Origin of the sequence: Lacrimispora sp. 38-1, from assembly GCF_049890855.1 — a bacterium.
Lineage (GTDB): Bacteria > Bacillota > Clostridia > Lachnospirales > Lachnospiraceae > Lacrimispora.
On the sequence record NZ_JBANEW010000027.1, the window covers coordinates 96,997 to 123,232 of the forward strand.

At 36.8% G+C, this 26,236-nt stretch carries 30 protein-coding genes; 17 read left to right on the forward strand and 13 right to left on the reverse strand.

Going from position 1 to position 26,236, the window contains the following annotated elements:
* Positions 1 to 2 precede the first annotated feature (2 nt).
* Positions 3 to 959: a restriction endonuclease PLD domain-containing protein gene (locus tag V7D18_RS05645; RefSeq protein ID WP_426152286.1), complete on the forward strand. Its 957-nt coding sequence runs from the start codon at positions 3 to 5 to the stop codon at positions 957 to 959.
* Between the two features lie 71 nt (positions 960 to 1,030).
* On the forward strand, positions 1,031 to 1,432 hold the full coding sequence (locus tag V7D18_RS05650) for a hypothetical protein (protein WP_426152287.1): 402 nt from the start codon (positions 1,031 to 1,033) through the stop codon (positions 1,430 to 1,432).
* A 69-nt stretch (positions 1,433 to 1,501) separates the two neighbouring features.
* Here the strand turns inward: V7D18_RS05650 and V7D18_RS05655 are convergent, their stop codons facing one another.
* From V7D18_RS05655 to V7D18_RS05670, 4 genes are all read right to left on the reverse strand, one after another.
* Positions 1,502 to 2,563, reverse strand: coding sequence for a DNA cytosine methyltransferase (locus V7D18_RS05655; RefSeq protein ID WP_426152289.1), 1,062 nt, complete (start codon positions 2,561 to 2,563; stop codon positions 1,502 to 1,504).
* Between the two features lie 2 nt (positions 2,564 to 2,565).
* Positions 2,566 to 2,907: a helix-turn-helix domain-containing protein gene (locus tag V7D18_RS05660; RefSeq protein WP_426152291.1), complete on the reverse strand. Its 342-nt coding sequence runs from the start codon at positions 2,905 to 2,907 to the stop codon at positions 2,566 to 2,568.
* A gap of 107 nt (positions 2,908 to 3,014) precedes the next feature.
* A complete protein-coding gene (locus V7D18_RS05665) occupies positions 3,015 to 3,209 on the reverse strand; it encodes a hypothetical protein (protein WP_426152293.1) in 195 nt (64 codons plus the stop codon).
* Positions 3,196 to 3,918 (reverse strand): XRE family transcriptional regulator, encoded by a 723-nt coding sequence (locus tag V7D18_RS05670; protein ID WP_426152295.1) that lies wholly within the window; start codon positions 3,916 to 3,918, stop codon positions 3,196 to 3,198. Before V7D18_RS05670 ends, V7D18_RS05665 begins: the two co-directional genes overlap by 14 nt.
* 354 nt (positions 3,919 to 4,272) lie before the next feature.
* Here V7D18_RS05670 and V7D18_RS05675 point away from each other — a divergent pair, with 354 nt between their 5' ends.
* From V7D18_RS05675 to V7D18_RS05715, 9 genes are all read left to right on the forward strand, one after another.
* Positions 4,273 to 5,238 (forward strand): hypothetical protein, encoded by a 966-nt coding sequence (locus V7D18_RS05675; RefSeq protein ID WP_426152297.1) that lies wholly within the window; start codon positions 4,273 to 4,275, stop codon positions 5,236 to 5,238.
* Positions 5,239 to 5,321: 83 nt separating this feature from the next.
* Positions 5,322 to 5,597, forward strand: a complete 276-nt coding sequence (locus V7D18_RS05680; RefSeq protein WP_426152298.1) for a hypothetical protein — start codon at positions 5,322 to 5,324, stop codon at positions 5,595 to 5,597.
* A gap of 17 nt (positions 5,598 to 5,614) precedes the next feature.
* Positions 5,615 to 6,208, forward strand: coding sequence for a DUF1492 domain-containing protein (locus V7D18_RS05685; protein WP_426152300.1), 594 nt, complete (start codon positions 5,615 to 5,617; stop codon positions 6,206 to 6,208).
* A gap of 630 nt (positions 6,209 to 6,838) precedes the next feature.
* Positions 6,839 to 7,252: a sigma-70 family RNA polymerase sigma factor gene (locus tag V7D18_RS05690; RefSeq protein WP_426152302.1), complete on the forward strand. Its 414-nt coding sequence runs from the start codon at positions 6,839 to 6,841 to the stop codon at positions 7,250 to 7,252.
* A gap of 558 nt (positions 7,253 to 7,810) precedes the next feature.
* Positions 7,811 to 8,224 (forward strand): hypothetical protein, encoded by a 414-nt coding sequence (locus V7D18_RS05695; protein WP_426152304.1) that lies wholly within the window; start codon positions 7,811 to 7,813, stop codon positions 8,222 to 8,224.
* A 7-nt stretch (positions 8,225 to 8,231) separates the two neighbouring features.
* Entirely contained in the window at positions 8,232 to 8,375 is a 144-nt protein-coding gene (locus tag V7D18_RS05700; RefSeq protein ID WP_426152305.1) for a hypothetical protein, read from the forward strand.
* Positions 8,365 to 8,733, forward strand: a complete 369-nt coding sequence (locus V7D18_RS05705) for a type II toxin-antitoxin system PemK/MazF family toxin (protein ID WP_426152307.1) — start codon at positions 8,365 to 8,367, stop codon at positions 8,731 to 8,733. Before V7D18_RS05700 ends, V7D18_RS05705 begins: the two co-directional genes overlap by 11 nt.
* Before the next feature lie 54 nt (positions 8,734 to 8,787).
* Positions 8,788 to 9,015 carry an excisionase gene (locus V7D18_RS05710; RefSeq protein ID WP_426152308.1) on the forward strand — a complete coding sequence of 76 codons (228 nt, stop codon included), beginning with the start codon at positions 8,788 to 8,790 and terminating at the stop codon, positions 9,013 to 9,015.
* A gap of 94 nt (positions 9,016 to 9,109) precedes the next feature.
* Positions 9,110 to 10,393, forward strand: a complete 1,284-nt coding sequence (locus V7D18_RS05715; RefSeq protein ID WP_426152309.1) for a tyrosine-type recombinase/integrase — start codon at positions 9,110 to 9,112, stop codon at positions 10,391 to 10,393.
* Positions 10,394 to 10,679: 286 nt separating this feature from the next.
* Here V7D18_RS05715 and V7D18_RS05720 read toward each other — a convergent pair whose 3' ends face one another.
* The gene (locus V7D18_RS05720; protein ID WP_426152310.1) at positions 10,680 to 11,117 is read right to left on the reverse strand and encodes a hypothetical protein; all 438 of its coding nucleotides are present in this window, start codon (positions 11,115 to 11,117) and stop codon (positions 10,680 to 10,682) included.
* A 508-nt stretch (positions 11,118 to 11,625) separates the two neighbouring features.
* On the opposite strand from V7D18_RS05720, the gene V7D18_RS05725 reads away from it, so the two are divergent.
* Entirely contained in the window at positions 11,626 to 13,071 is a 1,446-nt protein-coding gene (locus V7D18_RS05725; protein WP_426152311.1) for a sensor domain-containing diguanylate cyclase, read from the forward strand.
* A 152-nt stretch (positions 13,072 to 13,223) separates the two neighbouring features.
* Here the strand turns inward: V7D18_RS05725 and V7D18_RS05730 are convergent, their stop codons facing one another.
* Positions 13,224 to 14,111 carry a helix-turn-helix domain-containing protein gene (locus tag V7D18_RS05730; protein WP_426152312.1) on the reverse strand — a complete coding sequence of 296 codons (888 nt, stop codon included), beginning with the start codon at positions 14,109 to 14,111 and terminating at the stop codon, positions 13,224 to 13,226.
* Between the two features lie 209 nt (positions 14,112 to 14,320).
* On the opposite strand from V7D18_RS05730, the gene V7D18_RS05735 reads away from it, so the two are divergent.
* From V7D18_RS05735 to V7D18_RS05745, 3 genes are all read left to right on the forward strand, one after another.
* Positions 14,321 to 14,884 (forward strand): TetR/AcrR family transcriptional regulator, encoded by a 564-nt coding sequence (locus V7D18_RS05735; protein WP_426152313.1) that lies wholly within the window; start codon positions 14,321 to 14,323, stop codon positions 14,882 to 14,884.
* Between the two features lie 95 nt (positions 14,885 to 14,979).
* Positions 14,980 to 15,372 (forward strand): class I SAM-dependent methyltransferase, encoded by a 393-nt coding sequence (locus V7D18_RS05740; RefSeq protein ID WP_426152315.1) that lies wholly within the window; start codon positions 14,980 to 14,982, stop codon positions 15,370 to 15,372.
* 198 nt (positions 15,373 to 15,570) lie between these two features.
* The gene (locus V7D18_RS05745; RefSeq protein ID WP_426152316.1) at positions 15,571 to 16,365 is read left to right on the forward strand and encodes an SDR family NAD(P)-dependent oxidoreductase; all 795 of its coding nucleotides are present in this window, start codon (positions 15,571 to 15,573) and stop codon (positions 16,363 to 16,365) included.
* 86 nt (positions 16,366 to 16,451) lie between these two features.
* Here the strand turns inward: V7D18_RS05745 and V7D18_RS05750 are convergent, their stop codons facing one another.
* The gene (locus V7D18_RS05750; RefSeq protein WP_426152318.1) at positions 16,452 to 17,822 is read right to left on the reverse strand and encodes an MATE family efflux transporter; all 1,371 of its coding nucleotides are present in this window, start codon (positions 17,820 to 17,822) and stop codon (positions 16,452 to 16,454) included.
* 370 nt (positions 17,823 to 18,192) lie between these two features.
* Between V7D18_RS05750 and V7D18_RS05755 the strand changes: the two genes are divergently transcribed.
* Positions 18,193 to 18,651: a hypothetical protein gene (locus V7D18_RS05755; RefSeq protein WP_426152319.1), complete on the forward strand. Its 459-nt coding sequence runs from the start codon at positions 18,193 to 18,195 to the stop codon at positions 18,649 to 18,651.
* Positions 18,652 to 18,670: 19 nt separating this feature from the next.
* Here the strand turns inward: V7D18_RS05755 and V7D18_RS05760 are convergent, their stop codons facing one another.
* Positions 18,671 to 20,098, reverse strand: coding sequence for a serine hydrolase domain-containing protein (locus V7D18_RS05760; RefSeq protein ID WP_426152643.1), 1,428 nt, complete (start codon positions 20,096 to 20,098; stop codon positions 18,671 to 18,673).
* Positions 20,099 to 20,194: 96 nt separating this feature from the next.
* The gene (locus V7D18_RS05765; protein ID WP_426152320.1) at positions 20,195 to 20,728 is read right to left on the reverse strand and encodes a hypothetical protein; all 534 of its coding nucleotides are present in this window, start codon (positions 20,726 to 20,728) and stop codon (positions 20,195 to 20,197) included.
* Between the two features lie 192 nt (positions 20,729 to 20,920).
* Between V7D18_RS05765 and V7D18_RS05770 the strand changes: the two genes are divergently transcribed.
* Positions 20,921 to 23,143 carry a peptidoglycan-binding protein gene (locus tag V7D18_RS05770; protein ID WP_426152322.1) on the forward strand — a complete coding sequence of 741 codons (2,223 nt, stop codon included), beginning with the start codon at positions 20,921 to 20,923 and terminating at the stop codon, positions 23,141 to 23,143.
* Positions 23,144 to 23,200: 57 nt separating this feature from the next.
* On the opposite strand, the gene V7D18_RS05775 is transcribed toward V7D18_RS05770, so the two are convergent.
* From V7D18_RS05775 to V7D18_RS05790, 4 genes are all read right to left on the reverse strand, one after another.
* Positions 23,201 to 24,229: a YARHG domain-containing protein gene (locus V7D18_RS05775; protein ID WP_426152324.1), complete on the reverse strand. Its 1,029-nt coding sequence runs from the start codon at positions 24,227 to 24,229 to the stop codon at positions 23,201 to 23,203.
* A gap of 199 nt (positions 24,230 to 24,428) precedes the next feature.
* Positions 24,429 to 25,217 carry an ABC transporter permease gene (locus tag V7D18_RS05780; RefSeq protein WP_426152326.1) on the reverse strand — a complete coding sequence of 263 codons (789 nt, stop codon included), beginning with the start codon at positions 25,215 to 25,217 and terminating at the stop codon, positions 24,429 to 24,431.
* Between the two features lie 3 nt (positions 25,218 to 25,220).
* Positions 25,221 to 25,859, reverse strand: coding sequence for an ABC transporter ATP-binding protein (locus V7D18_RS05785; RefSeq protein ID WP_426152328.1), 639 nt, complete (start codon positions 25,857 to 25,859; stop codon positions 25,221 to 25,223).
* Between the two features lie 20 nt (positions 25,860 to 25,879).
* On the reverse strand, positions 25,880 to 26,188 hold the full coding sequence (locus V7D18_RS05790) for a PadR family transcriptional regulator (protein ID WP_426152330.1): 309 nt from the start codon (positions 26,186 to 26,188) through the stop codon (positions 25,880 to 25,882).
* Between the last annotated feature and the right edge of the window lie 48 nt (positions 26,189 to 26,236).

Here is a 26,236-nt window from a genome sequence, read left to right on the forward strand (position 1 = left end):
AGATGTATTTTTATGATTTGGATAAGGTAGTATTTTTTAATCCAATTAAACAAGATGTTAATCGATTATGTATTTTATCCGGTTATGCGACTCCCAATATGGCATCATGGCTGATAAAAAATATTTCAAATCGCCTTGCACAACCAATAGATATTTCACTTATCGTTGGTATGATTCCATATGATGGATTGAGTATTTCCGTCCATGAAGGATTTAAGGAACTTCTGCAAGAAAAATTACCATTAAACATTCAAAACTTTACTTGCAGCTATGTTTATGATAATGCTCCAGTACATTCAAAAATATATATTTGGCTTAAGGATGATGTTCCGATTGTAGCGTATACGGGATCTGCTGATTTTACTCAAAATGCATTCAGTTCAAGAAAACGCGAGAATCTTCTTGAATGCGATCCAGTGACAGCATATGAATATTATAAAAAAGTAGAAAACGATTCGATTTATTGCAATCATGCAGAGATAGAAGACCATATTATCCTCTATCCAACACATCCTATCCTAGACAATGAGAATAACCCGACAGGTAGCTTATCTGGATCAGAAATAGAGTCTGTAACATTGTCTTTGTTGGCTAAGAATGGTGACATTGGAACAAAATCTGGATTAAACTGGGGACAAAGGAAGGGACGAAATAAAAATCAGGCATACATACCTCTTCCTATTAGTATAGCAAAGTCTGGATTTTTTCCTTTGAATAAGCAACATTTTACTGTTGTCACTGACGATCATCATCAACTGATTTTGAGAGTTGAGCAACAGTATGACAAGGCTATTACGACACCTTTGAGCAATGCTCAGCTGGGAGAGTACTTTAGAAATAGATTAGGGCTAGCAAATGGTCAGTTTGTCACAAAGGATGATTTGATAAAATATGGACGTTCAGATGTGACATTTTATAAGCTCGATGAAGAGCAGTATTATTTGGATTTTTCTGTGTAAGTATTTGGGCTTGCTATTATTAATATAGTTTACATATTTTTTGATAAGTTATTGTAAAGGAGGTGAATTAAATGCCGAAGGCAGGAGATACATATGAAGTGGATTTAGAACCATCTCATTTAGGGTGGGGGAATCATAGATATACAGAAACACGAGACATTATTTATGGTGAAGGATATGTTCCTATTCCGTTGGGTTTTGCTAGGACTCACTCTGTTTATAACTCTAACCATTCGCCAGAAGGGATGGGGACAAATTTGTACTTTGCATCTTCGAGAGATGGATATTTACAGAACGTCTTATTGTTAGCTCAAGGATGTAAAGAAGCTGGAGATGAGTTGGCAAAACAATTTTCAGTTCAAGGTGATTTGAAGGAGATTGGTCGATGGTATGCAAGTCAAAGAGCTACAACAGCAAATTCAGTAAGGGTAACATGGACATCGCCAACCGAATTACAGCTTGAAATTATTTAGAGTGTAGAAAATTGATATCCATGAAAAACCCCACCTTCAATTTGGGGAAAGGTGGGGTTTTGTCATGTTCTACTCGTTAATATTAGGTTCGATATAATCGTAGGGGATGCCTGCAAAACTCCTTAAAACAGCTTCAAATATAATTCTTGCTCCTTGACATGGCACTGCCATTCCAATTTGCTTTCTGACACTTTCTTTGGTTCCAATGAATTCATAATTATCAGGAAAGGTTTGTAGACGAGCCCGTTCTCTGTTTGTAAGTGCTCGTGGTTCTTCCCAATGATATATATGAGTTCCACCACCGCCACTTCCGGTTACTGTATAGGCTGGACGGTTTGGATCAAGTCTCTTATATATTTGACTTATCTGCGCTCCCCGAACATTTAAACGTAAATCCTCTGGTAAATCAGCAGTAAACGCATTTTGACCAGGTTGAATATGTTCTAATCTTCTTACAACAGTAGGTGATTGGTTAGTTAATTCGTTGTTGAAAGCATTTGGTGGAATGGGTGGAACTTCTATAGCTGTTCTGCAACTGTTGTCAATATTAGCATATGGAGCAGGTGAAGGCACGTGATAAGTTATATCTAAGTCATTTCTGATTCCTATAATAATTATACGATGTCTTGCTTGAGGAACGCCATACTCTTCAAATTTGTAAAGATGTGGTGTTACTGTGTAACCATGTTCACCCGCATTTCTTAGGTCTTCCAATATTCTAGTGAATGCTGTGCCATCATTAGCATTTCTAAGTCCTCCAACATTTTCAGCTAGAAACCACTGAGGATTGTACAAGTCAAGGACTCTAACCCCATATGAATATAAGGGTCCATATACCCCGTCCATGCCTCTTTGCTCGCCAACAACACTATAATCATTACAAGGAAAGCCGAAAGCTAAGGCGTCTATAGGGGCTAAATTTTCTAAATTAAAATTACGAATATCAGCGTGATAAACGCTGTTAGGGTTTTCGGGACATATATTATGTCGGTATGTGTTACAAGTGTTTTCATCATAGTCATTTGCCCATTGATGTATAATTGAAAACTCTGGATTTCCTATGTCGGCGTGAGTAGCACCCCATGCAATTCCACCTGGACCACAGAACAATTCTCCTAATCTATATGGCATAGTTATTTCATCTCCTTATTTATGGGTTTCCCAGTGAACAAATTTATTTCTTCTTGAATATGAAGCTTTTGTTCTTCAGAAAGTAGTTCTGCATACGAGAAGACTCTGGAATATTGTTCAAGATCATTATCATTAATAAATCCTGCCATTTTAAAGAGTTCAATAATACTAACTTCATAAAAATCAGATAGTTTCTTGAGTGAAATGGGGGATATATCAGATGTTATTCCGCGTTCAATTCTGCTTTGCTGAGAATCAGTTACACCAGTTTGCTCTTGTATGAACTTTAGACTGTAATTGTGTTTAGTACGTAAGTGTAAAAGATATTCACCTAATTTATTCATGTTATCATCTCCACGTCATATAATAATACATATGCTGCGATAATGCAAGTAAAATATAATATATGCTGCGAATATGCAGCGTATATTATCGTACATACTTAATAAGACTAGCATATGTGAAGTTCATCAAAGGATGTTTTTTTGAGTTCTGGTATCGAAGAAGTAAAATCTTCTAGTGATTCATTAATGAGTTCTTTGGTGAGAATTTTGAATTGACTGCCCCAGTTAATATGCTGGATTCCATATTCACGCAATCTTTGGTAGTAATACTGCTCTGTTTCAAAATCTTCAAATTTCGGCAAGTTTATATGCTCCTTTCTTTCCTACAACTTTTCCAAATACATGTAAAACACTATTCTTCTGTATCTCAATCGGAGAATAAGCTGAATTGAGTGAAATTAACTTGGTGCCCGCGGTAGTAAGTGAAAGCTTCTTACAGTAGGCACTATTATCATATCCAAAAATTCCAATCTCCCCGTCATTAAGCACATCTTGTTGATGCACCCAGACAATCTGCCCATCTATATATTCAGGTTCCATACTATTACCAGATATGCGAAGTCCAAAATCTGCGTTTTCAGGTACTTCATTTCCAACATCTATTATTTCATAAGTGTCAGAATCTAAAAACTGACCAGTTCCTGCGGATACCGGGATATCAAATAGCTTAATCTGTCGTGTGAATGGAATCACATTGGTAGCTTTTTTCTTGTATCTACCACTAAGAATTAAAAGATCAATATATTCATCTGCTTTTTGTCTTCCGATTTTATCCAACTGCGAAATGGGATTTTCTTTTATTTCAAATATTTCTAGAACATCCCGTACATCCAATATATTACATACACCCAGAAATTGGTATGCGTTAGGTACGGAGTAATCCGTTTCCCACTTGCTGACTTTTTGCCCTTTTGTTGGAATTCCGAGAGCTGTTAACTTTTCTGCGAGTTCAGGCTGGGAGAGTCCCTTTGCTATTCTAAGTTCTGATAATTTCTTACCTATTTGAATCATGATGCTCCTTTCATTTTGGCATTTACAATGTTGGGTGAAAGAAATGCCATAACGGGTTAGTTTGTACACTACCACCTTATGGTCTCTATTGTACATCAGCCGAATACAATAAGCAAGAATAAAATATCATATAATGATAAAATATATGCTTTACATATCATACAATGAGTATTATAATAATAAATAAGTCAGATAATGAGAAAAAAACTGGTCAGAACTAAATGTTATATGTCTACTTGAATAATGCCTGTCTCATGACTTTTTTGTGACCAACCCGAAAAAATAGAAGCCCTATTTTCGGGTTGGAAAATATAGAGAAAAATTATATTCTTATATGAGAAAGGAGCGATGCACATGCAATACACCAATTTAAAAGACATAGTTAAATATATTTATGAAGAAGAAATTGAGAATGACCATGAGCCAGAGGATGTTTTGAAACGTAAATATGATGCAAGCAATGCAAATCTAATCGAAATTTTTGCAGCAATTGATTTTTTACCAGACTTGATTAAACGGGATGGACATTATTGTATTCCTAAAGATGATGCTCCATTTATTGAATGGCTTATCAGAGAATATACAAGTTCTCCTATGCAAAATATTCGAAGAGGCAATTTTTATGAAGCAGGATCTGAATATTTACATAAAGTAATAACAGGTTTAGGAAAAATTCTTATTGATATTGGAACTGATGAAATTAAAATAAAGGTTCAAATTGAATTGATACAGAAGAAGACAGATTATCATCTAATGGTGAGGATTGATAATATTCGGAATCATATGTCACAAATATTATTTAATATTTTCAATTATGTTCATGTTCCTACGTTTAATCTCAATTTTGAAGAAAAATGTACTTATCTAGACACAGTAGGTAATAAGCTTCAATTGTTTGATAAGGAAATACAAGAAGATTTTTCAAAACTAATTAAGTCAATTGAAAAAGAAATTAAGGAAAAACATCTCAAGTTAACGAACGATGATATGCAATTTTCTGATAGAACCAAAAAAATTCATGAAATGCTAGAAGCAAATCAAGAGTTCGTAAAATTGCGCAAGGAACTAGAGGAGTTGGACATGAGCAAAGGTTTTTTGAAAAAAACAGAAAAGAAAAAACGTGCGATCGTTGCACGAATGTCGGAGATTAAAAATGATGTGGCAAAAAATATTCCTTTAAAGGTTGATGATCTCACTATGATTGAAAAGCTTCTTTATACAACTGATACAGCAATTTCTTTTACACATAAAGGTGGAGATGATGATTGGTATGTGGGAGAGGCAGATCCAAATAATCATTTTAAAGGGATGATATGGTGAAGAAGAAAAAATAGTTTATGTCATTTTTGAAGACTTGAGAGAAGGGACGGTGAAAGGGGTATTTGTTAATTTTTAATGATTTTATGAAACATCCGATTTGTTTTAAAGAGGGTTCTATCTCATTTTCTGGGTATGAAGATGCCAAACTATCAGTCATGATTGTAAATGGTACGGGCTTACCTGCCTATGGAATCAGTTTCGGAAATTATGTTGTGTGTGATGGAAATGCAACTCCAAAGGTTGGAGATATTATTGTAGCACCTAGAAAGGAAGAACCATACAGAGAATTGATAGTTATGCAGACAGAAGATGAGGACTATTTAGCAAAGGTTATTATGACAGGAAGGTTGCTGGATTAGAGGAGGACGAGTTTTATATGGAACTAATGGATTATATGATAAATATTGGGGATGTTGAAGAACCAATAATGACAGTGGTCGAAAAGTATATGTCAAATCAGGGTGGGATTTCAGAAGCTGAATTTCAAAAAGCAAAACGTTTGTTAAATAGCTTCAAGCATGTACTTTGGACAATTAATAGTAATATAAAGGAACTTGATGATGAGTGCAGAGCAACCATGAATGAAGATTTAGCCTATGCTGTAGAGATTTTAGATAAATTTGATTATCGTATGGATACTGAAAAATTAGAAAGCAAATTGGTAGCTAGTCAAGAAACTAGGTTAATGGCAAATCTGATTGTTTCAGCGATCTTTAAGGTTAAAGAATATCCGATGCTTGGAGAAAGTTACTATAATGTTTTGCAAAAAACGTATCTTTCAAAGGATAAGAGTAAGGAAACTGACATCTTGTATGAACTTAATATTTCAAGGAGTACCTATTATAAATATAAAAAGGATGCAGTAAAGATCTTTGGATATTGTTTATGGCAGATTATAATTCCGAATGTGAAGAAGGAAAGAAGTACACAAAGTGGGCAATTGTTACCAGTCGTTGGGTATGTTGGATAGATTGGCTTTGAAGACGGACTTTTGGCAGACTATTTATAGACTATTGACATACTTTTATCGGACTTTATTCGTACTAAATTTGGACTTTTCGCGTACTGTTTTCATACATTTGACATGCTATACTTTCTATGATGGAGATAGTGTGGCATCAAAACTGAACATATTTATAGAAATGTGAACCTCGAACCAGGTAATTATGGTTCGGGGCTTTTTTTATGCAATTTTTTGCTCTCACGCTATCCTTCTATTCAATTAATAAAAAAGGAGTCGATTTCGGTCGGCTCCTTTTTGCGTGTCAGGAAGGACATATAAAAATCATGTGATGACATGAACCAGTAGTGTACAGACGTGAAAAAGAACAATTTTGTATTTCTTCTTGAAATTAAAAATTGGTAGAGAGGGCTTTGCAGTTTTTCCACTTTTATTTCTGAAAGGGGGAGTTGTTTCTACCTTAATTAAACCTGTAAACATTTTTGGGGGAAATAGGAGCAATTTTTATTTCTCATACGTTTACAGGTGCAAATTTGAAGGGAGAGACAATATGTTCAAATTCGTACCGAAATGCAGAAGTCCGTAACTTTTAATTTTTGAACCAACAACTAGTTAATTCAAAAATTAGGAGGTAGCGGAATGAACGCTGAAAAGAAAGTATTATTAATAGAAGGAACAGAGGTAGAAGTAACACAAGAAGTATATGAGGCGTATTGGGAAGGGTATAACGAACTTGAAAACATTAAACGTTCTGATTTACGTCATCAGGTTATGCGCTATGATGCAGATGATACGGAAGAAGGTTTAGGAGTAGAGAAATACCCATCGAAAGAAAAGTGGGTGGAAGATTTGGTAGAAAAAAATATATTAGAAGAATTACTACGATTCGCCATTAATGAATTAAGTGATGATGAAAAGCAACTTATTAGAAGTTTTTACTATGAAGAGAAATCTTTTCGTCAGCTTGCAGTGGAATATGGAGTTGATCATAAAACAGTCAGTCTTAAACATAAAAAGATAATTGAAAAATTAAAACAGAAGTTTGAAGAATAGTGTTTAGAAAAAATAAAAAAATTTAGAAATATCTCCCCACTTGGCGTTTGAGTTGCATACCTAAGTGAGGGAGTTATTTTTATCCTGACATGTTCCTTGAAAATAGAATAGGACACGCATACAACTGATATAATTTTCGCCTTTGGAATAATTCCAGAGGTGGCAGAATCCCATTTCGTGCCGTGATAATCCAGCGACTTATGTCGTTGCCTTAAGGATAGGAGCCGAGGGCTGTGCTTACCTGTATAGTAGCAGGAGTTAATGAGATTATACAGCACCCATCTTTCAGCGTAATGCATTGATGGAGAGTGGCTACTTACAGATGATGCCGAATGGGCATGGCTGATGTGTAGTGATGGCAGCTAGCTAATTGTATGTTACCCGGTTGGGGGATGATTGAGAAATCAAAAAAAGTAATTTGTGGAGGACAATGTGGCTGCAAGAACAGTCACGTTGTCTTCTGATATAAGTTTTTGGAAAATACTGAATTCTTATATGAGAGGATAACAGCCGGCGAAACTCTCTCCACAAAATAAGACAAAGGAAATGGTGATTATTATGGAAAGATGTTATGCAGTAAATCCATTACGTGGATTATTATTTTTAAAAACAAAAATGGCAGATTGCAATATTCATGAATACTGTGCTAATAGCAAAAAGCACTGTGGGGATATACGTGTCAATGTGTACTGTCCTACTGCAAGTACGATATGTACAGATATCTCAATTCATCAGGAAGATGAAGTTGTTGATCGAAGCAATAGCAGAAGTGTTGACAGAGAAGAAATCAAAGAACTTATGGTGCGGCTTGTGATGGAAAACATAGAAGTTCTTATTGTAAGAGATATTTTGGAGATTACAAATAATGAAGATGACCTTGAATCGATAACAAATGAAATCCTAGGAATGGGTATTTGTATCTACGAATTGTCTACTGGACTATTTCGTTATAACTCATATGAAGAATATTAATGTAGATATGAGGTTATTAAAGCCCCGCATTATTGATAGTGGAACTATAGTAATCAACAGTAAATTAAAATGGGTACAGAAGTTCCCTACAGAAGACGAAGCTGTGGAATTTATCAGAGAAGTGGAAGGAGAAAATAATAATGAAAATTAGACGTGGAGATATATTATATGCTGAATTGGGAACTTCTAGGAGAGGTAGCATTCAGACAGGAATTAGACCAGTGGTGGTTGTTAGTAATAATAAAGCAAATCAGTTCAGTACCGTATATACGGTAGTTCCACTTACAACAAAACTTTTCAAGAAGAGAAACCTACCAACTCATGTTTTTGTGTCAGCTCATACCAGTGTAGGATTAGAGCAACATAGTATAGCTTTATGTGAGCAAGTAACTTCTATTATAGATGATGATGTAATTGAAAATCTTGGTCAGGTTGATAAATATACATTGAGTCAAATTACAGAAGCAGTAAAAGTACAAATTGGAGCATATGAAAAGTATAATATCTAATAACAGAGGCTGGGCGTAATGCTCAGCTTTTTTTAATGGAAGGAATAATGTTGCATGATAAATAATGAAGAAAAAAGTGATTGTGATATGAAATATAAAAATATGAATAAGGCTTTATTGAATCTTGATGAATTTTGTGAGTACTTAGGAATAGGGAAAACTAAAGCACGAGAATTATTACATGATCCAAAGAACAAATTTACTGTTCGTATTGGAAGTAGATTGTATGCACATAAAAAGAAACTTGATGAATGGCTAGAGTATCAGGTTGAACGTAGATAAGAGAAAAGAAAAAATTGCAGAATTGAATATAAGTTTTGGATTCGGTATAAATATTATATTGTAATAAAACTTAATTCGATCGTGGAGGAATCATATGGGTAAAGATCTGAAAGGAAAAGAATTAGGAGATGGAATATCTCAACGTAAAAATGGAACATATCATGCCAGATTTGTTGATAGGTTTGGAAAGCGACAGTCTTTTTATAGTAAGGATAAAAGAGAAATCAAAGAATTACTGAACAAAGCAGCTTATGAAGACAAAATGTGTATTAATGTTGTTGATACAAATGTTACACTGGATGAATGGTATCAGCAATGGCTAGACATACACAAATACAAGGTAATTCGCGAAAATACGAAAAGGCAGTATATTCAAATCTATCAAAAGCATATTAAACCAACGTTGGGAAAGACAAAATTAAGAGATATCACACAACTAAATGTAAAGGGATTGTTAAAAAAGTTAGATAAGAATGGCTACAAATTTGAAACTCAAAATAAGGTAAGAATTTTACTTCTGGATATGTTTAATAAAGCAATGATTGATCATTATACCACGGAAAATCCAGCCAAAGGAATTCGACTTGTTAGAGACGACAAAAAGGATGTCAGAGTATTATCACCGGATGAACAAACAGAATTTTTTGATTGTTGTAAAGGAACTTTTTACGATAATTTTTTTACCGTCGCTATAACTACAGGGTTAAGACCTGGAGAATTATGTGCTTTAAGATGGGAGGACATTGATTTTAAAAAGAAAGAGATTAATGTAACAAAAACATTGCTGTACCAAAAATTTGAAGGCGATGATAAAAAGGTATTTCATACTGATCCGCCTAAGACAAAAAGCAGTGTTCGTAAAGTTCCTATTAATAAGCAGTGTGAAATTGCATTAAAGAAGCAGAAATTGCAGCATGATGTAATTATGAGTAAGTCATGTGCAAAACCAGTAGAAGGTTATGAAGATCTTCTATTTACAACTAAGTTCGGAACACCAATAAATGCACAAATTATTTGTGATGCAATCAAGGTAATAATTAATGAAATTAATCTTTGTAGAGATGAATTAGAACAGTTCGAAGGCTTTTCAGGACATTGTTTTCGTCATAGTTTCGCAACTAGGTGTTTTGAAGCAGGAATACAGCCCAAGACAGTACAAATGTACTTAGGACATGCAACATTACAGATGACCATGGATCTCTATACACATGTTTTGGATGACCACAAGCAGGAAGAAATGCTTAAGTTGGAAAATGCATTGGATGAGGTTATGAGTAATGGAGATGAACTCATTGAAAAGAGATATGAAAATTCTTTAAAAGAAGAGTTGGCGTACAAAAATAAAGTAGTTGATATGAATGGCGTACGGATGGCGTAAAATGACTTGCTGTGGCGTACGCCAAGCTTTAAAAGTAGATAAAATAAGGGGTTTTTAATATAAAATCTTTACCATATGATATTCTTATTATGTATATCAGGTGACTCCGTATGAGTTGTAGGAAAAGGATAAAGTTTGGACATTAGCATAAGTCCTATATCAGTTGTAGAAATATGATTGATATAGGGCTTATTGAAATTACAAACGCATACTCCTCCTATACCTACAAACATATCTGTTTAAATTGAAAAGGTCTCAGAAAAAATTCCGTGTCGTCAGGCGAGTCCTATTCTACAGTAGTGCCTATTATATGATAACTACCAGTGAAATTGCGTTCTGTTATTATAACGCTATAATTCCCTTTTGTGAGTGTCACGGTATCGGAGCCAGATTGATATTCTTTCATTGGGTACACAAAGTCTTTTGTGTCCCGATCTTTTATTCCAAGCTTGAAGTCTCCAGATTCGTTTGATACGGTAATAGTGAATTCGGTATTATCCGCAACTATAAAATCATAACGTAGAGGTTGAGCATATGCAGAGTTTTCAATTCGATACAATTCTTTTGGTAAATCCAAAATTTCTTCATTGTTATTAATCGTGTTTTCCTTTGAAGTATTAATTTCCACCTCAGAGAAGGAGGACTGATCAATAGATTCGCTAGATGCACATCCAACCAATATAAACATTAAATTAATAATTAAAAATATACAGATTCTCTTCATTTTAACCTCCATAAACGTAAATAAACATATAACCATGCAACTAATGACTCAATCATACAGCATATGCATGGATTGTCAACAATTTCCTGGGTTTATTTACGTCCAGGAGTGGCAGACTATAGAAACTGTAATCAATGGATAGTTCTTATATTGATAGCACTCTCCCCAAAATCCTCCAAATAGTTGATGGATGTGATGACTTAATGAAGCTAAAAAATCTTAGCATGGATATCTAATGAAAATGCTTTTTTACTTAATTTTCGAAAGCGTATAATTATATTGTAGAAAAGACGTGGTTTATTGTATATAATAAGAAAGATATTCTGGCTGGTATATAAATATCTATAAAACTATAAATATCTGGTAACGTAGTACAGATATCCAGAACGGATAGAAAATTGGGAATTGGATCATCACAGTAGTAAGGACTATATCAAAATAATAGAAAAAATGAGAGCATAATACACCGTTAATAAAAACACCCAGGGTATGACCAAGAGGAGCAAATGTGAAAAAGCATATACTACTACTCAGCAATCTTATTATCATCATTTCCATTGTAATTGGATTTATCGGTATCGTTTATCGAGATACCACAGCATATCAGGATCTGGCGGAAAAACATTTGGAAAATATCTTAAGCCTGGCCAATAAGGATATTTCCAGCCATGTGGAAGACTCTATGTCTAAGCCGGTGATGGTTTCCAAAACAATGGCGAATGATGAATTCCTGAAAAAATGGCTTTCACAGGAACCCCAAAACGCTGGAAATGATACATACATGAAACAATTATTTAATTATTTGAACGCCTATCGGAATAAATATGGATATACCACGGTGTTTTGTATTTCAGCAGAAACAGGAAATTATTATTATCAGGACGGTTTTAATAAGACAATTTCAAAGACAGATGATCATGATATCTGGTATTATAATTTTATTAATTCCGGCAATGAATATGATTTGGAAGTAGACACCAATGAGACAAAGGATGATTATATTACGGTTTTTGTAAATTTTCGTGTAGAAGGCAGTGATGGATCACTTCTGGGTGTGATTGGAGTGGGGTTACAGGTTGATTCCCTGGGGGATACGATCTATTCTTATGAAAGAGATTATGGCTTGTCGGTTTATATCATTAATGTCATGGGAGCCGAAACTTCCTTTAAAGGCGATACCGATATTTTTATCAGGGAAGAAGACTTGCAAAAACGAGTTGGGATTACAGAAAACCTTCAGTTAGACAAGTCTGAAACCCCGGTCATGCAGTGGTATACATCTGAAGGGAAGCGAAAATGTTTAATCACGCAGTATGATAAAATGCTTGGCTGGTATCTGGTCCTCGAGATGGATACCAGTTCCATTAGCCACGTATTTCAGGAACGGGTAAAAAGCAATGTGTTTTTTATGCTCGTTGCACTGGCTGCCTGTATCGTAGTTTCCACATCTGTTTTTATTTATTGCAATCTGCGTATTGTTAAGATTGAAAATACGGATGAGTTAACGGGACTTCCCAATCGAAAGCAATTTTCCAAACGGTATACGGCTTTTCTTCGAAAGAACCGGAAGACGAAAAAAACGTTGTTTATGTTCGATATTGATCATTTTAAGGATATTAACGATTCATATGGCCACATATTTGGAAATTCAGTCATTGCAATGGTTGGGGAGGACTTACAACATGCAATTGGCGAATATGGAATCGCGGCACGATGGGGCGGAGACGAGTTTTTCGGTGTCTTATTGGTGGGACTTGATGAAGCAAAGCAGATCATGGAACGGTTTATGGACTCATTGAAAAGCGAGGAAAAGAAAGAAAGTTACCATGTGACCATCAGTGTGGGAATTTCAGAGGTGGATGAAGACCTTAGTATGGATCAGATGGTTAAGAAAGTTGATGCGGCGCTATACCATTCCAAAGAAAACGGACGTAATCGGATTACTATATTATAACCATGTGGAATTCACTGATCAGAGATAAATACTGTTTTACCATTTGTTGAATAAAAATAGAAACCGCACCTATTGGCTTTAAGTATCAATTAAAGCTGATTGGTGCGGTTTTCATGCAATGCGGCTGATTTGCTGTAACAACTGTTTGTTTTTTATTTTTTTATGATTGGCATCCAAAGCTCAGCATTCTTTGCGCTATATTTTTCAATAATAGGACGCCCTGGTGCTTGTTCATACCCTGAAGTTGGAAACCAATTTACATATAAATCATTGTAACATCTATTTATGACCGAACGGTCTCCGTCAAGTTGAACTGTGATAACAATCCATGATGTAAATGGTATTTCTAAAATCTTAAATTGGTTATTCAACCTGGTTTCAGGGAGTTCCCAGCCATACATAAAATATCTGTTACCGGCTTCATCCCAAAAATGAATGGCCTGCAACAAGTGAATTTTCGTTACATCCCACTGGTTTTTCGCAATCATTTCCTGTGCGAGGCCAGGGAATCCTGCTGCAGTGTTTATCGCATCATGGCTTCCGTTTTCAATAACCCGGTCGGCATTTTCTAAAAATTTATCAGGTGTCCAACCGTCCGTTTGCACAACATCCATTCCAAATACTTTGTAGGGCTGCGTTTCGACAATCTTGTACTGCATTGCTTCAACTCCTTTTAATATGAATTGAAAGGTAAGTGGCGGATAAGCCATAAGCGGAACGCCATCAATGCGCGCTTTTGATGGCGTCACACCTTGAATCAACTGAAATGCGCGTGTAAATGACGAATGTGAATCATAACCATACTTCAGTGCAATGTCAATGATTTTTGTGTCGGAATTTTGAATCTCAATAGCGGCTAATGTTATCCTTCTTCTACGAATATATTCAGACAATGGAATGCCTATAAGAGAGGAAAACATCCTCTGAAAATGATAGGTCGAGCATTTCGCTTTTTGTGCAACCATGTTGAAGTCAATATCAACGGTCAGATTTTCTTCAATGTATTCAATTGCGCTTTCAAAGTCTGATACAAATGGCATATAGGTACCTCCTTTCTAATTGAAGTATAGCAAAAAATATATTCAGTTGCTGTACATTTCATGCACTATTCTGCTTAATTCAGCGATATTGTTGAATCCCAGCTGTATAGACAGCACTGTACCTCTTGATTTTCGTAAATTACGAAATAATAAATATTCATTGACGAATATTCATTCACAAACTATAATGCAATTATAGGAGGCAGCAAATGAGAATATCAAAAGAGCCAGAAGTCCGTAAGCGTGAAATAGCAGATAACGCCATGAGATTATTTTGTGAAAATGGTTATGAGGCAACTTCCATGAAAGACATTGCAAAAGCAGTTAATGTCGTTCCAGGTCTCTGCTATAACTATTTTAAGTCAAAATATGAATTATATGAATATGCCATCACTTTGTATGCGGATGAATGTATTACCCCTTTAATTGAAATTCTTCAAGGGGAAGAAGAGTCACTGGATGTATACTATAAAAAAATAGTGACTGTTTTTATCCGAAATGACGGCAAAGAAAAGTATCATGATTTCTTTCATAAAGCTGGAAATCAATTATTTCACAAGCAGTTAGAAATAATAATGAATGATAAGGTTCAGCCATATATAGAAAATTTCATTGTCCGCCTTAACAAAAAGGGACAGTTAAAAGTGGAAGATCCTAAAAGTGTATCAAGGTTCATTGTATATGGGCAATCCCCGATCGTAAACGATGATTCCCTGACACCAGAAGAAAAAGCAGACAAAGTAATGTCGATTATCAAATTATTATTAAAGTAACAGATACCTCGGTGAATATCCGAGGTAAAAATATAATTCTCGAATGAATAAGTGTCAATGAAAGAAGTTCATCAAAATCACGGAGGCGAATTTAAATGGTTTCAGCTTATGAAAGAGTATCATTATTGTACAGACTCATCGATGAATTAGGCAATAACAGAGTATTTAGCTTTATTTATAAAAAGTATATTAATCAATTAGATCTTGAAGGAAATGAAACTATTTTGGATTTTGGGAGTGGATCAGGTGCAGGATCCAGACATTTGGCAAAAAGACTTTATAAATTAAATGGTCACCTAACTTGTGTGGATATCTCGGAATTCTGGATGAAAAAAGCAAAAACACGAATGAGATATTATAATAATGTTGATTTTTTTGTTGGTCAACTTCCAGAACTCCAATTAGATGAAAAATCATTTGACATTATCTATATTTTTTATGCGCTGCACGAGGTTCCAGAGAAGTTAAGAAGCGGAATCGTGAGTTAATTTTTCAGGGTTTTGAAAAATGAAGGAAGATTACTTATTAAAGAACCACAAAGAGAGAATGATGGAATGCCTGTTAATGAAATAGAAGAATTAATGATAAGTAATGGATTTTACAGAGAAAGTTGTAACATTTCTAAAGGTACATATAGTGCGGTTTATAAAAAACAGCAAATAAAATAGTAAAAATAGGAGAAATCAATGAAGAATGTAACGTTAATAACAGGCGCAACCAGCGGACTTGGTTTGGAATATGCAAAGGAGTATGCGAAAAAAGGATACAATCTTATTATTACCGGGAGAAGGGAAGATAAGATAAAGGCAAATGCAGGAAATATAGAGAATACGTATAATGTAAAAGTCAAAACAGTTATTGTAGACCTGGCAAATGAAAAAGGGGTAAATACTCTTCTTAGTGAGATCTGTGATGATGAAATTGAAGTATTAGTTAACAATGCAGGATTCGGATTGAAGCCTGTGTTTTCAGAAGTTCCAAAAGAAGATATGGATGGTATAATGTATTTACAAATGAATGCAGTCGTTATATTAACCCAGAATATATTAAAACAAATGCTGGTCAGAAACAGGGGAACAGTTATTAATATCTCATCTGATGGCGCATTTGCAGTAATGCCAGGAAATATCTTATATTCTTCAACCAAATTATTTATTCTTAATTTTACAGAAGGTCTATACATGGAACTGATCGATACCGCTATTAATGTGCAGGTGGTATGCCCTGGTTTTATTGATTCGGATTTTCATGAAAGTGCAGGAATGAATGTAGTTAAGAAGAAAAAAGGATTTATGAAATTTATGGATCCGGAGGAAATTGTTAATTTGGCGATGAGAGATTTAAAAAAGGGGAAGGTAGTGAGTGTTCCGGGTCTGGATGCAAAAATAATCCGGATTATGGGTAATTTTCTTCCAAGAAATATGTTTTATAAAATAATAATCAATTTCACGAGAAAAAGAAATGAAAAACTGCATAGATAGAAATTCTAACCAGGTGAAAAAAGTAATTTGTTGCCAATAAGCGTCATGGTTAGTTCTTCAAAGCAGGCAGAGGGATTGTGCAAAGTCTATGAAAGGTAAGATTCATTTTCTATATCCATCCGTTTCTTGAAATTTTTTGTGACTAAGATAAAATAAATAAGGCATAACATAACTTGTAAAGAAGTGGAGCAGGGGGTAGCAAGGCCGATATAAAATATGGAAGAGGAAGCGGATCTACTGATCATGTAAGATAATGGTATTCTTACACAAAAAGCACCGAAAATCCCTTGAAACATTACAAAGGTTGTTTTACCACATCCATTAAAAAATCCTACCATACTAAACAGGAAGGAAGTAAGCAGACAGTCAATGGCATAGGCTTTCATATAATCCCAAGAGGCATTTATAACTGCAATATCTGTTGAAAACATTCCGGAAAGTAAATTACCATGAAAAAAGGAGAAGTAACCCATAACAATACCAAAACAAAGGGAAGTACCAACACCATAAGCCATCGTCCTTTTTGCCCGGGTAAATTTTTTGGCACCGTAGTTTTGAGCCACAAAAGCGGCAACTGACTGTGCAAAAGAGGAGGGAACAAGCATAATAAATCCTGCTAACTTTTCTGCTACACCAACGCCGGCAGAAGCAATGACACCAAGTGAGTTCACAATGGTGGTAATGGCCAGGAACGATAAGTTTACAAGCCCGTCCTGCAGGGCAATGGGAGCACCATATTTTAGAATTTGTGAGGTAATACCCTTATGAAAACCAATACTGCTTCTTGCAAAATCGAAAGGCAGCCCTCGTTTTTTTATCATGAGGATAGAAAGCAGTACACTGAATGCCTGTGCAAATATAGTTGCAATGGCCACACCAGTAACGCCCAGATGAAATCCACCAACTAAAAGAGCATCTCCTATAATATTAGTAACACAGGCAATTGCGACTGTGATAAGTGGAGTTTTAGAATCTCCAAGTCCTCTGAAAATACCGCAGATTACATTATAAGCAACAATAAAAATAGTACCTGAGGAGCAAATATGCAAATATAACACCGTATCGTCAAACGCCTCCGCTGGTGCATGCATTAATCTTGAAATTGGCACAGCAAAAATGAGCATAATAGCAGTGATGATTGCTGCAAGTACGGAGAAAAGACAGATACCGCTGCCTACTACATTTCCGGCTTCCTTCGATTTCCCTTGTCCCAGTTTTTGCCCCATAAGTATTGTGATTCCCATTGCAAAGCCATTAATAATAGAAGTAATTGTCGTCATCACCTGACTTCCTGTGGCTACTGCTGAGACATCGGTAACTGAACCGAATTGCCCGACAATTATTAGATCAACAGCACCATACATTACCTGTAAAAACATAGCAAGAAGAACAGGTACTGCAAATCTTAACAAGGGTGACAGAATTTTACCCTCTGTAAAATTAGTTATTTCTTTCATTAAATTTCCCTTTCTTTGCAAAAAAATAAGCCGGACAAAACAGTATGTCTCTCGACATACCATCTTATCCGGCAAAATTACTTCTTAGAGTTATCTCTATGGAGTAAGCTTCCTCCGATGAATGGTAAAAATCTTAACATGTTTTTAGGAAGATGTCAAGAGTTTAGGGTGAACAGAGTTTAGGGTGAACAAGTTGAATGCTTACAAAAATCAGTTTCTTAATATAATTACAATTTAATGTCAAATATTTACATTAAATTTACATATATTTACAATAAAATAAACTTCATTGACTTATAGCTGCTTTCGAATATATACTCTAGCCAGATCCCCAAAAAAGCTTAACGCAATTTTAAGGAGGTAAAGATCTATGAAAAAAAAGCATTTAATGGTTACATTATTATCAATGGCTATAGCGATAGGAAGTGCTATTCCAGCATTTGCTGCAGGATTCGAGAGTACTCCACAGGGGATGAAATATAGGTGGGGATCTGGCGATTACTGTACAAATAACTGGGTCAATTATAAAAGCCATTGGTTCTTCTTTGGCAATGATCAGCTTATGCGTACTGGGTGGATTCAAAGGGATAACACCTGGTATTACGCAGCTGATACCGGTGAGCTTCAGGGAGGCATTATGAAAATCAATGGGAATGTCTACTACTTTAACACAAGTTCTATGAAAATGGTAACCGGACCCTACAACTATAATAATGAAACATATTATTTTACTGAAAATGGAACCACGGACAAGGGACCTTATGTCTATACAGAATGGAATAGCGATGGAACCATCAAACGGGGCACAAAATCCGGGGTTTTCCGTTAGCCATTTCCGGAGTGAGACATTATGCCCATGTATAATAGGTAATGCTTGCTGTTAATAATACCGAGGATATCAAAGCGGTAAGGATACTATATGTTTGCCATATGAGTATCGTTAACCAGTTAGATCCTATTAACAATAAAACGGTACTCAGGGCAATCGTGGCAATGAGCAGAATAACTGAAGCAATGATTCTCTTTTTATTCACTGGCTGCCGCTCATTCATTTTCCTTCTGTGAAATCCTGAGCAAAAGAACAGAACGGTGAATAGGCAGCAGATCATAGTCACAGATGACAAAATGATGTCCATAAGCTGTGTGCTGCTTATATCATATGACTGTATTAGATTGCCGTCTAGTATATCTTTGATTTTTAGTACCATATTTACATTGGTATTTGTTCCGTTAGTCAGTAAGCAAACGGCTTTTTGCTCGTTTGGCAGTATGACCACTTCCGTTCTGAAATTTGGATTGCCTCCGGTATGTTCTAGTACCGTTTGATCATCATTTACCGACCAGCCCGCTGCATAAAACATGTTGTTGACGGTAGGAACGGTCCGGTCACCCTGATGTGATTTTTCAATCACTGCACGGAATATTTCAGGTATGTCCTGCACAGTTCCCATCTGTATGCCCATCCACCGAGCCATGTCTTTTGTACAGGAAATCAGATAGCCTGCAGGCTTATTTCCGGCATAATCCGGCGCGTTGTATGGTGTTGTTATAAAAAAGAAAGAACGGTAGCCCTGTGCCAAATGACCGGTGGCTTTGGCATCTTCTTTATAAACATACGTCTGGTAAAGCCCTAAAGGTTGAAATACCTGCTCCCTCATAAAGTCTTCATAGCTTTGTCCAGACACAGTCTCAATAACCAGACCCAATACATCATAATTAACGGTACCATAGCAATACTGTTCGCCGGGGGGGAACGCTAATTCAGCACCTGCCAGCATTTCTACTGTCTTATACAGCAAATCCGGTGCATTTCCCTGGGGAATATTCTGTGTATGCCTGATATTTGTCAGACCGCTGGTATGGTGAAGAAAGTTGTTGAGTGTAAGGCTTTGCATATCAACAGCCTTACCCCGATAATTTAAAGTAAACCAGGGGAGATATTTTTGGACTGGATCAGTCATTGACAGCCGTCCCTGCTCTTCCAGCAGCAGAATTCCCATACCGGTAAAAGCCTTACTGACTGAAGCCAGTTCATATAGTGTATTTTCATTTGCAGGGACTCCCTTTTCACGGTTTCCATACCCGGAAGAAAAGAAGAACACCTCATCCTTATCAAGGATTGACATTGACATTCCCGGAACACCCGATATACGGCAGGCATCATTCAGCAACGTCTGTATGGCAGCAGACTGGGCATCTGACATTGCATAGCTTTGCGTTGGGAATGCTGTGAATAATATAAGTATTGTTAATACAAAAGTAATGGTCTTTTTCATTACCAAATTATACCACCTATCAATATAAAAGAACAGTATTGAATATTTATTAGTACATATTCAATACTGTTCTCTTAAATTATCTCTGTTTGATCTTTACCAGCTGCCGTACATAGGTATGGAATTATAGTCGGAAGCTGTACTTAATCCAGCATCAACAAATCCATAACTTTTACCGTCACCAGTAACTGCAACCCAGCCGCCTTTGGAACTTTCTACATAGTTAATACCCTTCCATTCGGGGTGGCTGTCGCCGGCCATTGCTGTCTGGCAGGCAACCCGGCAATTTGCTGCAACGGCTCCCCATCTGCTGCCGCCAAACGTGTACACGGTTTTTGAGCTGCGCATGATGAATGTTATGTAGGACTTTCCCTTGATGGTTGCATTTCCATAAGGATAGTCGGTACAGTTTGTCATGGCGCCATTAGGCGGATCAATGATGAAACCGGCTGAAAGAGTTCCCTTGGAATTGCGGAAAACGATCTGACAAAAATAATCATCGCCGCCCCAGTTCCAATTATAACCAAATGCCTCCCGGTTATAGATTGTACCTATTTTGTTTTTCTTATCTGTATCAGAATATACTGGCACAGATTTGCCGCTTTTGTTAATGCAAAAATAATTCGACATAAAATCACTCCTTTTAAATTATTTAGATAATCGATTATCTATTATGTAGAAAGAGTGAAAGCGAATAGTTGTAAACCGGACGGTTCCGGAAAAAACGAAATAACATTCTGCCATTTTCAAGTTTACAAAACAATTTCATTTTTCTTTCTCACTGAATGAAGATTAAAAAAATAATTTCAGGAGGAGAAAGGAATGTTACTAAAAAAAGGAGATTCAGGAAACAACGTAAGGTATTTACAACAGGGATTAAGAATTTTATGCTTTAATCCAAAACGGCTGGATGGTGTTTTTGATGATAACACAGTTACTGCCGTAAAAAAGTATCAATCTGCACGAGGGCTGACACCGGATGGAATTGTCGGCGATGGAACCTGGGGGAAAATAAAAACAGACATAACTCCCATTCAGACGGCACTAAAGAAAAAGGGGTATTATACCGGAACTGTTGACGGGGTAGCAGGAGACGGCACTTACAATGGTTTGATTAAATTTCAGTCAGCAAATGGGCTGACCGCAGATGGAATGGCTGGGAGCAGCACTCTCAGTAAATTATATGCTTCCGATCCAACACAGGAAAGACCCCTGCTTCAGCTTGGCAGCACAGGTGATGCAGTTATCGCGCTTCAAAAAAAGTTAATTCTTCTGGGATACTCATGTGGAGAAAACGGTGCAGACGGAATATTCGGAGACGATACTTACCGGGCTGTGAGACAGTTTCAGCAGAACAATGGGTTAAGTGTTGATGGAAAGGTTGGCTCCAATACCTGGGCCAAGCTTGATACAGCGCCTCACAATGATCAGACAGAAACTCCCCTTCTTGTTCTGGGAAGTAAGGGAACGGCTGTTATTAAGCTTCAAAAGCGCCTTTTGGAGCTGGATTACGATTGCGGTGTTAGCGGAGCAGATGGAAGTTTTGGACATGCTACGGAAAATGCTGTTATCAAATTTCAGAAGAACAATGGTCTTACACCAGATGGTAAGGTCGGAACAAAAACCTGGAATAAGCTGAATTCTTTAAATGCGGTAAAAGGCTCGGGTACAAACAGTGACGTTTTAAGAGAAGGCAGTTCCGGAGAGGCGGTGAAAAGACTGCAGGAAAGGCTTATTTCCCTGAATTATAACTGCGGATCTTCCGGAGCAGATGGAAAATTCGGCCGCAATACAACGCTTGCAGTGATTAAGTTTCAGAAAATTAATGGCCTGACACCTGATGGGATAGCAGGTCCTAAAACTTTAAGCAGTCTGTATTCCGATTCTGCCAAAAGAAATGATGGCTCCGCAGATAATCCTGAGTTCCCCACCATTCCTGTTACAGGCTCACTTTTAGAATACACGGTCGAGGTGATCAGTGCGGAAGAGGGAGATTATAACTCCGTAAATCCAACCGATGTGCTTTCTATTGGACTCCTTCAATGGCGTGCATCAAGAGCATATAACCTTTTAGTTGATATCAGAAACAGAAATACAAAGAGCTTTGATTCCATTATGTCTGAAACTGCCATTGGTAAATATATTATTAATGGAAATGGGGAACCGTTTGAAACACTGACTCCTGCTTCGATCTCATCAGCTGAACTTGGGTTATTAAAGAATCTTCTGGACACTGAAGAATCCCATGAGGCACAGGAAAGTCTGAAACGTAATGATGTAAACAGCTATATTGAACATGGAAAAGGTCTGGGAATCAGCGATGATAAGGTTTTAATTTATTTCTGTGATTGTTATAATCAATCTCCAAAGGGAATCAGCAGAATCGGCGATCTGATTAACGGACAGTGGAATACTTTAACTCTGGAAGAATTTCATAATTACGCCCTCAAAGATATTTATGTGAAAAATGGAACCAGTTACGGCCTGGGCTTATATTCCAAACGTCGTAATTTAGTTTATGAGAAAGCCGGGGCATATAATTCCTCCAATGGAAGTACTCTGGGGGAATATGTAGAAAATATGGTAAAATACGCATTATATGAAGCTACACAGGATCGTTTTGAAGGCTTGCCCGAATCAGACCGGGGGAAGGAAAATTACAATAAATATAATAGATGGTTTCCCAGTGCCCAGGGAAATGCGTGGTGTGCATGCTTTGTCTCCTGGTGTGCCAATAAAGCCGGTTTATTAAATGTAGGGGGCCAGTTAGGACTTGTACCCAAAAGCGTGGCAGTATCCCAGTATCTCTCATTTTATCAGGCAGAAAACCGATTTGGGGAAAAATCAACTTATACTCCAAAGCGGGGGGATGTTTTTATTAATAAGTCAAACGGAGCATCCCATGTGGGAATTGTAACTGGTTATGATTCTTCTGCAAAAACATTTACTACAATTGAAGGAAATACTTCGGACGACACAGTTAAGTCGCTCACTAGATCAATGACAGCTTCCGGCTTAACTGGTTTTGGAATTAATACTCCATAAAAGAGGATGAAGAATGGGATGCCTGCGGCATCCCATTCTTCATCGTTTCATCGTCTATTATTTGTAAGTGTCAAGACTGGATAGCAGTTTTAAATTCTCCTGCTCGTTTTTATTAAACAGACTGTCTTTAAAATTCTCAGGAGTTATTGCAGGTTCATACCAAATTTGTCCGTTAAAGTAATTATTCAAATCCTCATTTTTAAATATATAGCCATGTCTTGCATAAATCTCATTTTTAGCCAAATGAATGATTAATGGAGGAACATCATCAAAGTCCTCTTTTTGATAAATTTTCAGGTCTGTATAATATAAAGGTTCCACAAGAGAAGAAATATCCCTTACTTCCCGAACATTTTCCAGATATTCCTCTACTTCTGGATAAAAAGAACATTGATCGCGGTATTGTTTTCTTTCTGCGATTGCATTTTGCATTCCGTCTTCCGTCCACTGAGAATAATATTTTTCATGTACCGCATGAAGCAAATCCTGTTCAGATGTCTGGTTATCTGCACGTTTGCTTTCTTTTTCCTCCTCTTTATTTTGTTTCGACCGCTGCAGCTGGTATACACCTGAAAATCCATACCCGGATAAATTAGTATCTTTCATTTTATAATCCTGTACCTCGATCTGAATGGCATCATCATTGCTGAATGTGATATGAAGAATTCCGGAACCGCCCCAGCCGTCATCATTATATTTGTAGTTTAATTCTCCGTTATTTATCTTCCCGTTAATATTATCAATTTCTGCGATGCGTTCGCTGGTGCCCTGCTGCATAAATAAGTAGCCGTTTAAATTATTTTGTTCTGTAACCTGAATGGAAAATTCCAATCCGCCATAGGAAATGATTTCTTCATGATTGAAGCTGCTTTCCGTCCAAAGTCCGGAATATCCTTCGTAATTTTCAGTCTCTGTTTGAGAAACTGCAGTTACGCTGGTTTGACTCTCAACTTCCGGTTTCTTGTCTGCAGTCGTTTCTTTCGTTTGAGTAGTCTTTATGTCCGCTTCCTGGCTGGTATTGTTTTTCCCACAGCCGGACAGGATTAGACAACTTAAGACAATCATTATCATAGCTTTACTTTTCATTAAAATCACCTTTCTGATCAACTGCCTGACTGATAGTTGATAGATTTCTTAAATAAATATTTGGATATATATGTCGTCATTTCTAATATTATAACATAAGTTATTTAATATTTGGAGAGGCTAGAGCCGCCGATATTTTAAATAGACGGGTAAGAATGGCATGTTTTCCGGCACCTATTCTTACCCGCCTTATTGTATTTTATTTATAGCCGTCCATTAACTGCCCTTGTTCATTAAAAAATGTCTGATACCCCAGCTGCACAAATAAAATAACGGACAGTGCCACACTGCCCAGTATTCCCAGCATAATTGCAATCTGGTATTCAATCGCAGTGACCGGTGAGGTACCGGATAAAATCTGACCTGTCATCATGCCCGGTAAAAATACAATTCCCATACCAACCATTGAATTTATGGTAGGCAGGATGGCTGAATCAAATGCATGATCAACGATTTGTTTTGCTGCCATTTTCGGAGTTGCACCCAGCATCAACGCACCTTCGACTATATTTTTCTGCAATTCCATACCCTCTGTCAACCGGCTTACGCCTAAGGAGATGCCCGTCATGGAATTGCCGATCAGCATTCCTGCAATTGGTATGAAGTAACGGGGATTATACCAGGGGGTTATCCGTACAACTATAAGCAGGAAATATAACAGGCAGGAAATGGTGCCTGAAGCCATTGAAAATGCAATGATGCGGGTCAGCCTTGATGAGAGCTTTTGTTTCGTTCTCTTCATAATATTATGAACAGCGAATACCTCCATCCCAATTAATACCAGGATTGTATACAGAGGTGATGAGGTATCAAAGAGGTATATCAGCAGATACCCGGTTAGAATAAGCTGGATTGTCATTCTTACGGAAGAAATAAGCAGTTCCTTTTCTCTTGGAATCCCTTTTAATTTAACAATCAGCATTACTATGAGAACAAAGATATATGCGGCAAGCATTTGCCATATCTGCAGATCAATGACCTGATTCATATACTACACCTCCCTGGCTCTTACGATTTTACCCTGTGAAAGTTCTATGGTTTCGTCGGAATAAGTCTGTGCAACTTTCTTTGAATGAGTAACCATAATTAAAGTTTTGCTGGTTTCCTTTGTGTATGCAACCAGATTTTCAATGATGAAGCGCTCTGTTTCTTCATCCAATGCAGAAGAGGGCTCATCCAGTAAAAAGACTTCCGGATCAAGTAAGATCACCCGGCCTAACGCAAGTCTTTGCTTTTCGCCGCCGGATAACGGATCGCTTTCCTCATCCAGGCTCTTATTCAAATGGACCATATTTAAAATCTGGAGAAGCTTATCATCATTCGCAGCAGGCTTTTCTGCAAATTTAAGGCCAATCAGCAGATTATCTCTTATCGTTCCCGGAAAAATGGCGGGATGCTGAGAAAGCATGACAACAGTTCTTCTTAATTCCACAGAATCACAGGAGTTTAAATCCTGTCCGTTGTACATGATCGTTCCGCTGTCACAGCTGATCAGTTTATTCAGCAGACGCAGGAGTGTGGATTTTCCGCTGCCGCTTTCTCCGATGATGCACGTAACTTTGGATTTTTCGATATTCAGTTCCTTAATGTCAAGAATCTGTTTATATTTTACTTCCCTGAGTGAGAACATAAAAATCCTGTCTCCTTTCCTTAATCCTTAATTTCTTTAAAGAGTTCATGGGCTCTTTTTCGCGCCTCCTCCAATACGTCGGCGCCCAAACTTGTTATTTTATAATATTTTCTGATTTTCCCCTCAACCGTTTTTTCTTCCATTTCCAGAAGCCCGCTGGATTCCATACTGTGAAGAAGGGGATAAAGGGTTCCGGGACTCATATCGTATCCATGACTTTTAAGTTCTTCTATCATCCAGACACCATAAAATGGTTCTTTTTTTGCATGATGAAGTATGTGAATCTGAATAAATCCCAGTAAAAATTTTCTCATTATTTTGTCTTTCATTTTCGGTCCTCCGATATTTGAATATCGATATTGATATACGATATCGTA

What these genes read in the sequence shown, in the direction of transcription:
- V7D18_RS05645 (WP_426152286.1), top strand. Translation starts at nt 3, where the DNA reads ATGTATTTTTATGATTTGGATAAGGTAGTATTTTTTAATCCAATTAAA.
- V7D18_RS05650 (WP_426152287.1), top strand. Translation starts at nt 1,031, where the DNA reads ATGCCGAAGGCAGGAGATACATATGAAGTGGATTTAGAACCATCTCAT.
- V7D18_RS05655 (WP_426152289.1), bottom strand. Translation starts at nt 2,563, where the DNA reads ATGCCATATAGATTAGGAGAATTGTTCTGTGGTCCAGGTGGAATTGCA.
- V7D18_RS05660 (WP_426152291.1), bottom strand. Translation starts at nt 2,907, where the DNA reads ATGAATAAATTAGGTGAATATCTTTTACACTTACGTACTAAACACAAT.
- V7D18_RS05670 (WP_426152295.1), bottom strand. Translation starts at nt 3,918, where the DNA reads ATGATTCAAATAGGTAAGAAATTATCAGAACTTAGAATAGCAAAGGGA.
- V7D18_RS05675 (WP_426152297.1), top strand. Translation starts at nt 4,273, where the DNA reads ATGCAATACACCAATTTAAAAGACATAGTTAAATATATTTATGAAGAA.
- V7D18_RS05680 (WP_426152298.1), top strand. Translation starts at nt 5,322, where the DNA reads ATGAAACATCCGATTTGTTTTAAAGAGGGTTCTATCTCATTTTCTGGG.
- V7D18_RS05685 (WP_426152300.1), top strand. Translation starts at nt 5,615, where the DNA reads ATGGAACTAATGGATTATATGATAAATATTGGGGATGTTGAAGAACCA.
- V7D18_RS05690 (WP_426152302.1), top strand. Translation starts at nt 6,839, where the DNA reads ATGAACGCTGAAAAGAAAGTATTATTAATAGAAGGAACAGAGGTAGAA.
- V7D18_RS05695 (WP_426152304.1), top strand. Translation starts at nt 7,811, where the DNA reads ATGGAAAGATGTTATGCAGTAAATCCATTACGTGGATTATTATTTTTA.
- V7D18_RS05700 (WP_426152305.1), top strand. Translation starts at nt 8,232, where the DNA reads ATGAGGTTATTAAAGCCCCGCATTATTGATAGTGGAACTATAGTAATC.
- V7D18_RS05705 (WP_426152307.1), top strand. Translation starts at nt 8,365, where the DNA reads ATGAAAATTAGACGTGGAGATATATTATATGCTGAATTGGGAACTTCT.
- V7D18_RS05710 (WP_426152308.1), top strand. Translation starts at nt 8,788, where the DNA reads ATGATAAATAATGAAGAAAAAAGTGATTGTGATATGAAATATAAAAAT.
- V7D18_RS05715 (WP_426152309.1), top strand. Translation starts at nt 9,110, where the DNA reads ATGGGTAAAGATCTGAAAGGAAAAGAATTAGGAGATGGAATATCTCAA.
- V7D18_RS05720 (WP_426152310.1), bottom strand. Translation starts at nt 11,117, where the DNA reads ATGAAGAGAATCTGTATATTTTTAATTATTAATTTAATGTTTATATTG.
- V7D18_RS05730 (WP_426152312.1), bottom strand. Translation starts at nt 14,111, where the DNA reads ATGCCATTTGTATCAGACTTTGAAAGCGCAATTGAATACATTGAAGAA.
- V7D18_RS05735 (WP_426152313.1), top strand. Translation starts at nt 14,321, where the DNA reads ATGAGAATATCAAAAGAGCCAGAAGTCCGTAAGCGTGAAATAGCAGAT.
- V7D18_RS05740 (WP_426152315.1), top strand. Translation starts at nt 14,980, where the DNA reads ATGGTTTCAGCTTATGAAAGAGTATCATTATTGTACAGACTCATCGAT.
- V7D18_RS05745 (WP_426152316.1), top strand. Translation starts at nt 15,571, where the DNA reads ATGAAGAATGTAACGTTAATAACAGGCGCAACCAGCGGACTTGGTTTG.
- V7D18_RS05750 (WP_426152318.1), bottom strand. Translation starts at nt 17,822, where the DNA reads ATGAAAGAAATAACTAATTTTACAGAGGGTAAAATTCTGTCACCCTTG.
- V7D18_RS05755 (WP_426152319.1), top strand. Translation starts at nt 18,193, where the DNA reads ATGAAAAAAAAGCATTTAATGGTTACATTATTATCAATGGCTATAGCG.
- V7D18_RS05760 (WP_426152643.1), bottom strand. Translation starts at nt 20,098, where the DNA reads ATGAAAAAGACCATTACTTTTGTATTAACAATACTTATATTATTCACA.
- V7D18_RS05765 (WP_426152320.1), bottom strand. Translation starts at nt 20,728, where the DNA reads ATGTCGAATTATTTTTGCATTAACAAAAGCGGCAAATCTGTGCCAGTA.
- V7D18_RS05770 (WP_426152322.1), top strand. Translation starts at nt 20,921, where the DNA reads ATGTTACTAAAAAAAGGAGATTCAGGAAACAACGTAAGGTATTTACAA.
- V7D18_RS05775 (WP_426152324.1), bottom strand. Translation starts at nt 24,229, where the DNA reads ATGAAAAGTAAAGCTATGATAATGATTGTCTTAAGTTGTCTAATCCTG.
- V7D18_RS05780 (WP_426152326.1), bottom strand. Translation starts at nt 25,217, where the DNA reads ATGAATCAGGTCATTGATCTGCAGATATGGCAAATGCTTGCCGCATAT.
- V7D18_RS05785 (WP_426152328.1), bottom strand. Translation starts at nt 25,859, where the DNA reads ATGTTCTCACTCAGGGAAGTAAAATATAAACAGATTCTTGACATTAAG.
- V7D18_RS05790 (WP_426152330.1), bottom strand. Translation starts at nt 26,188, where the DNA reads ATGAAAGACAAAATAATGAGAAAATTTTTACTGGGATTTATTCAGATT.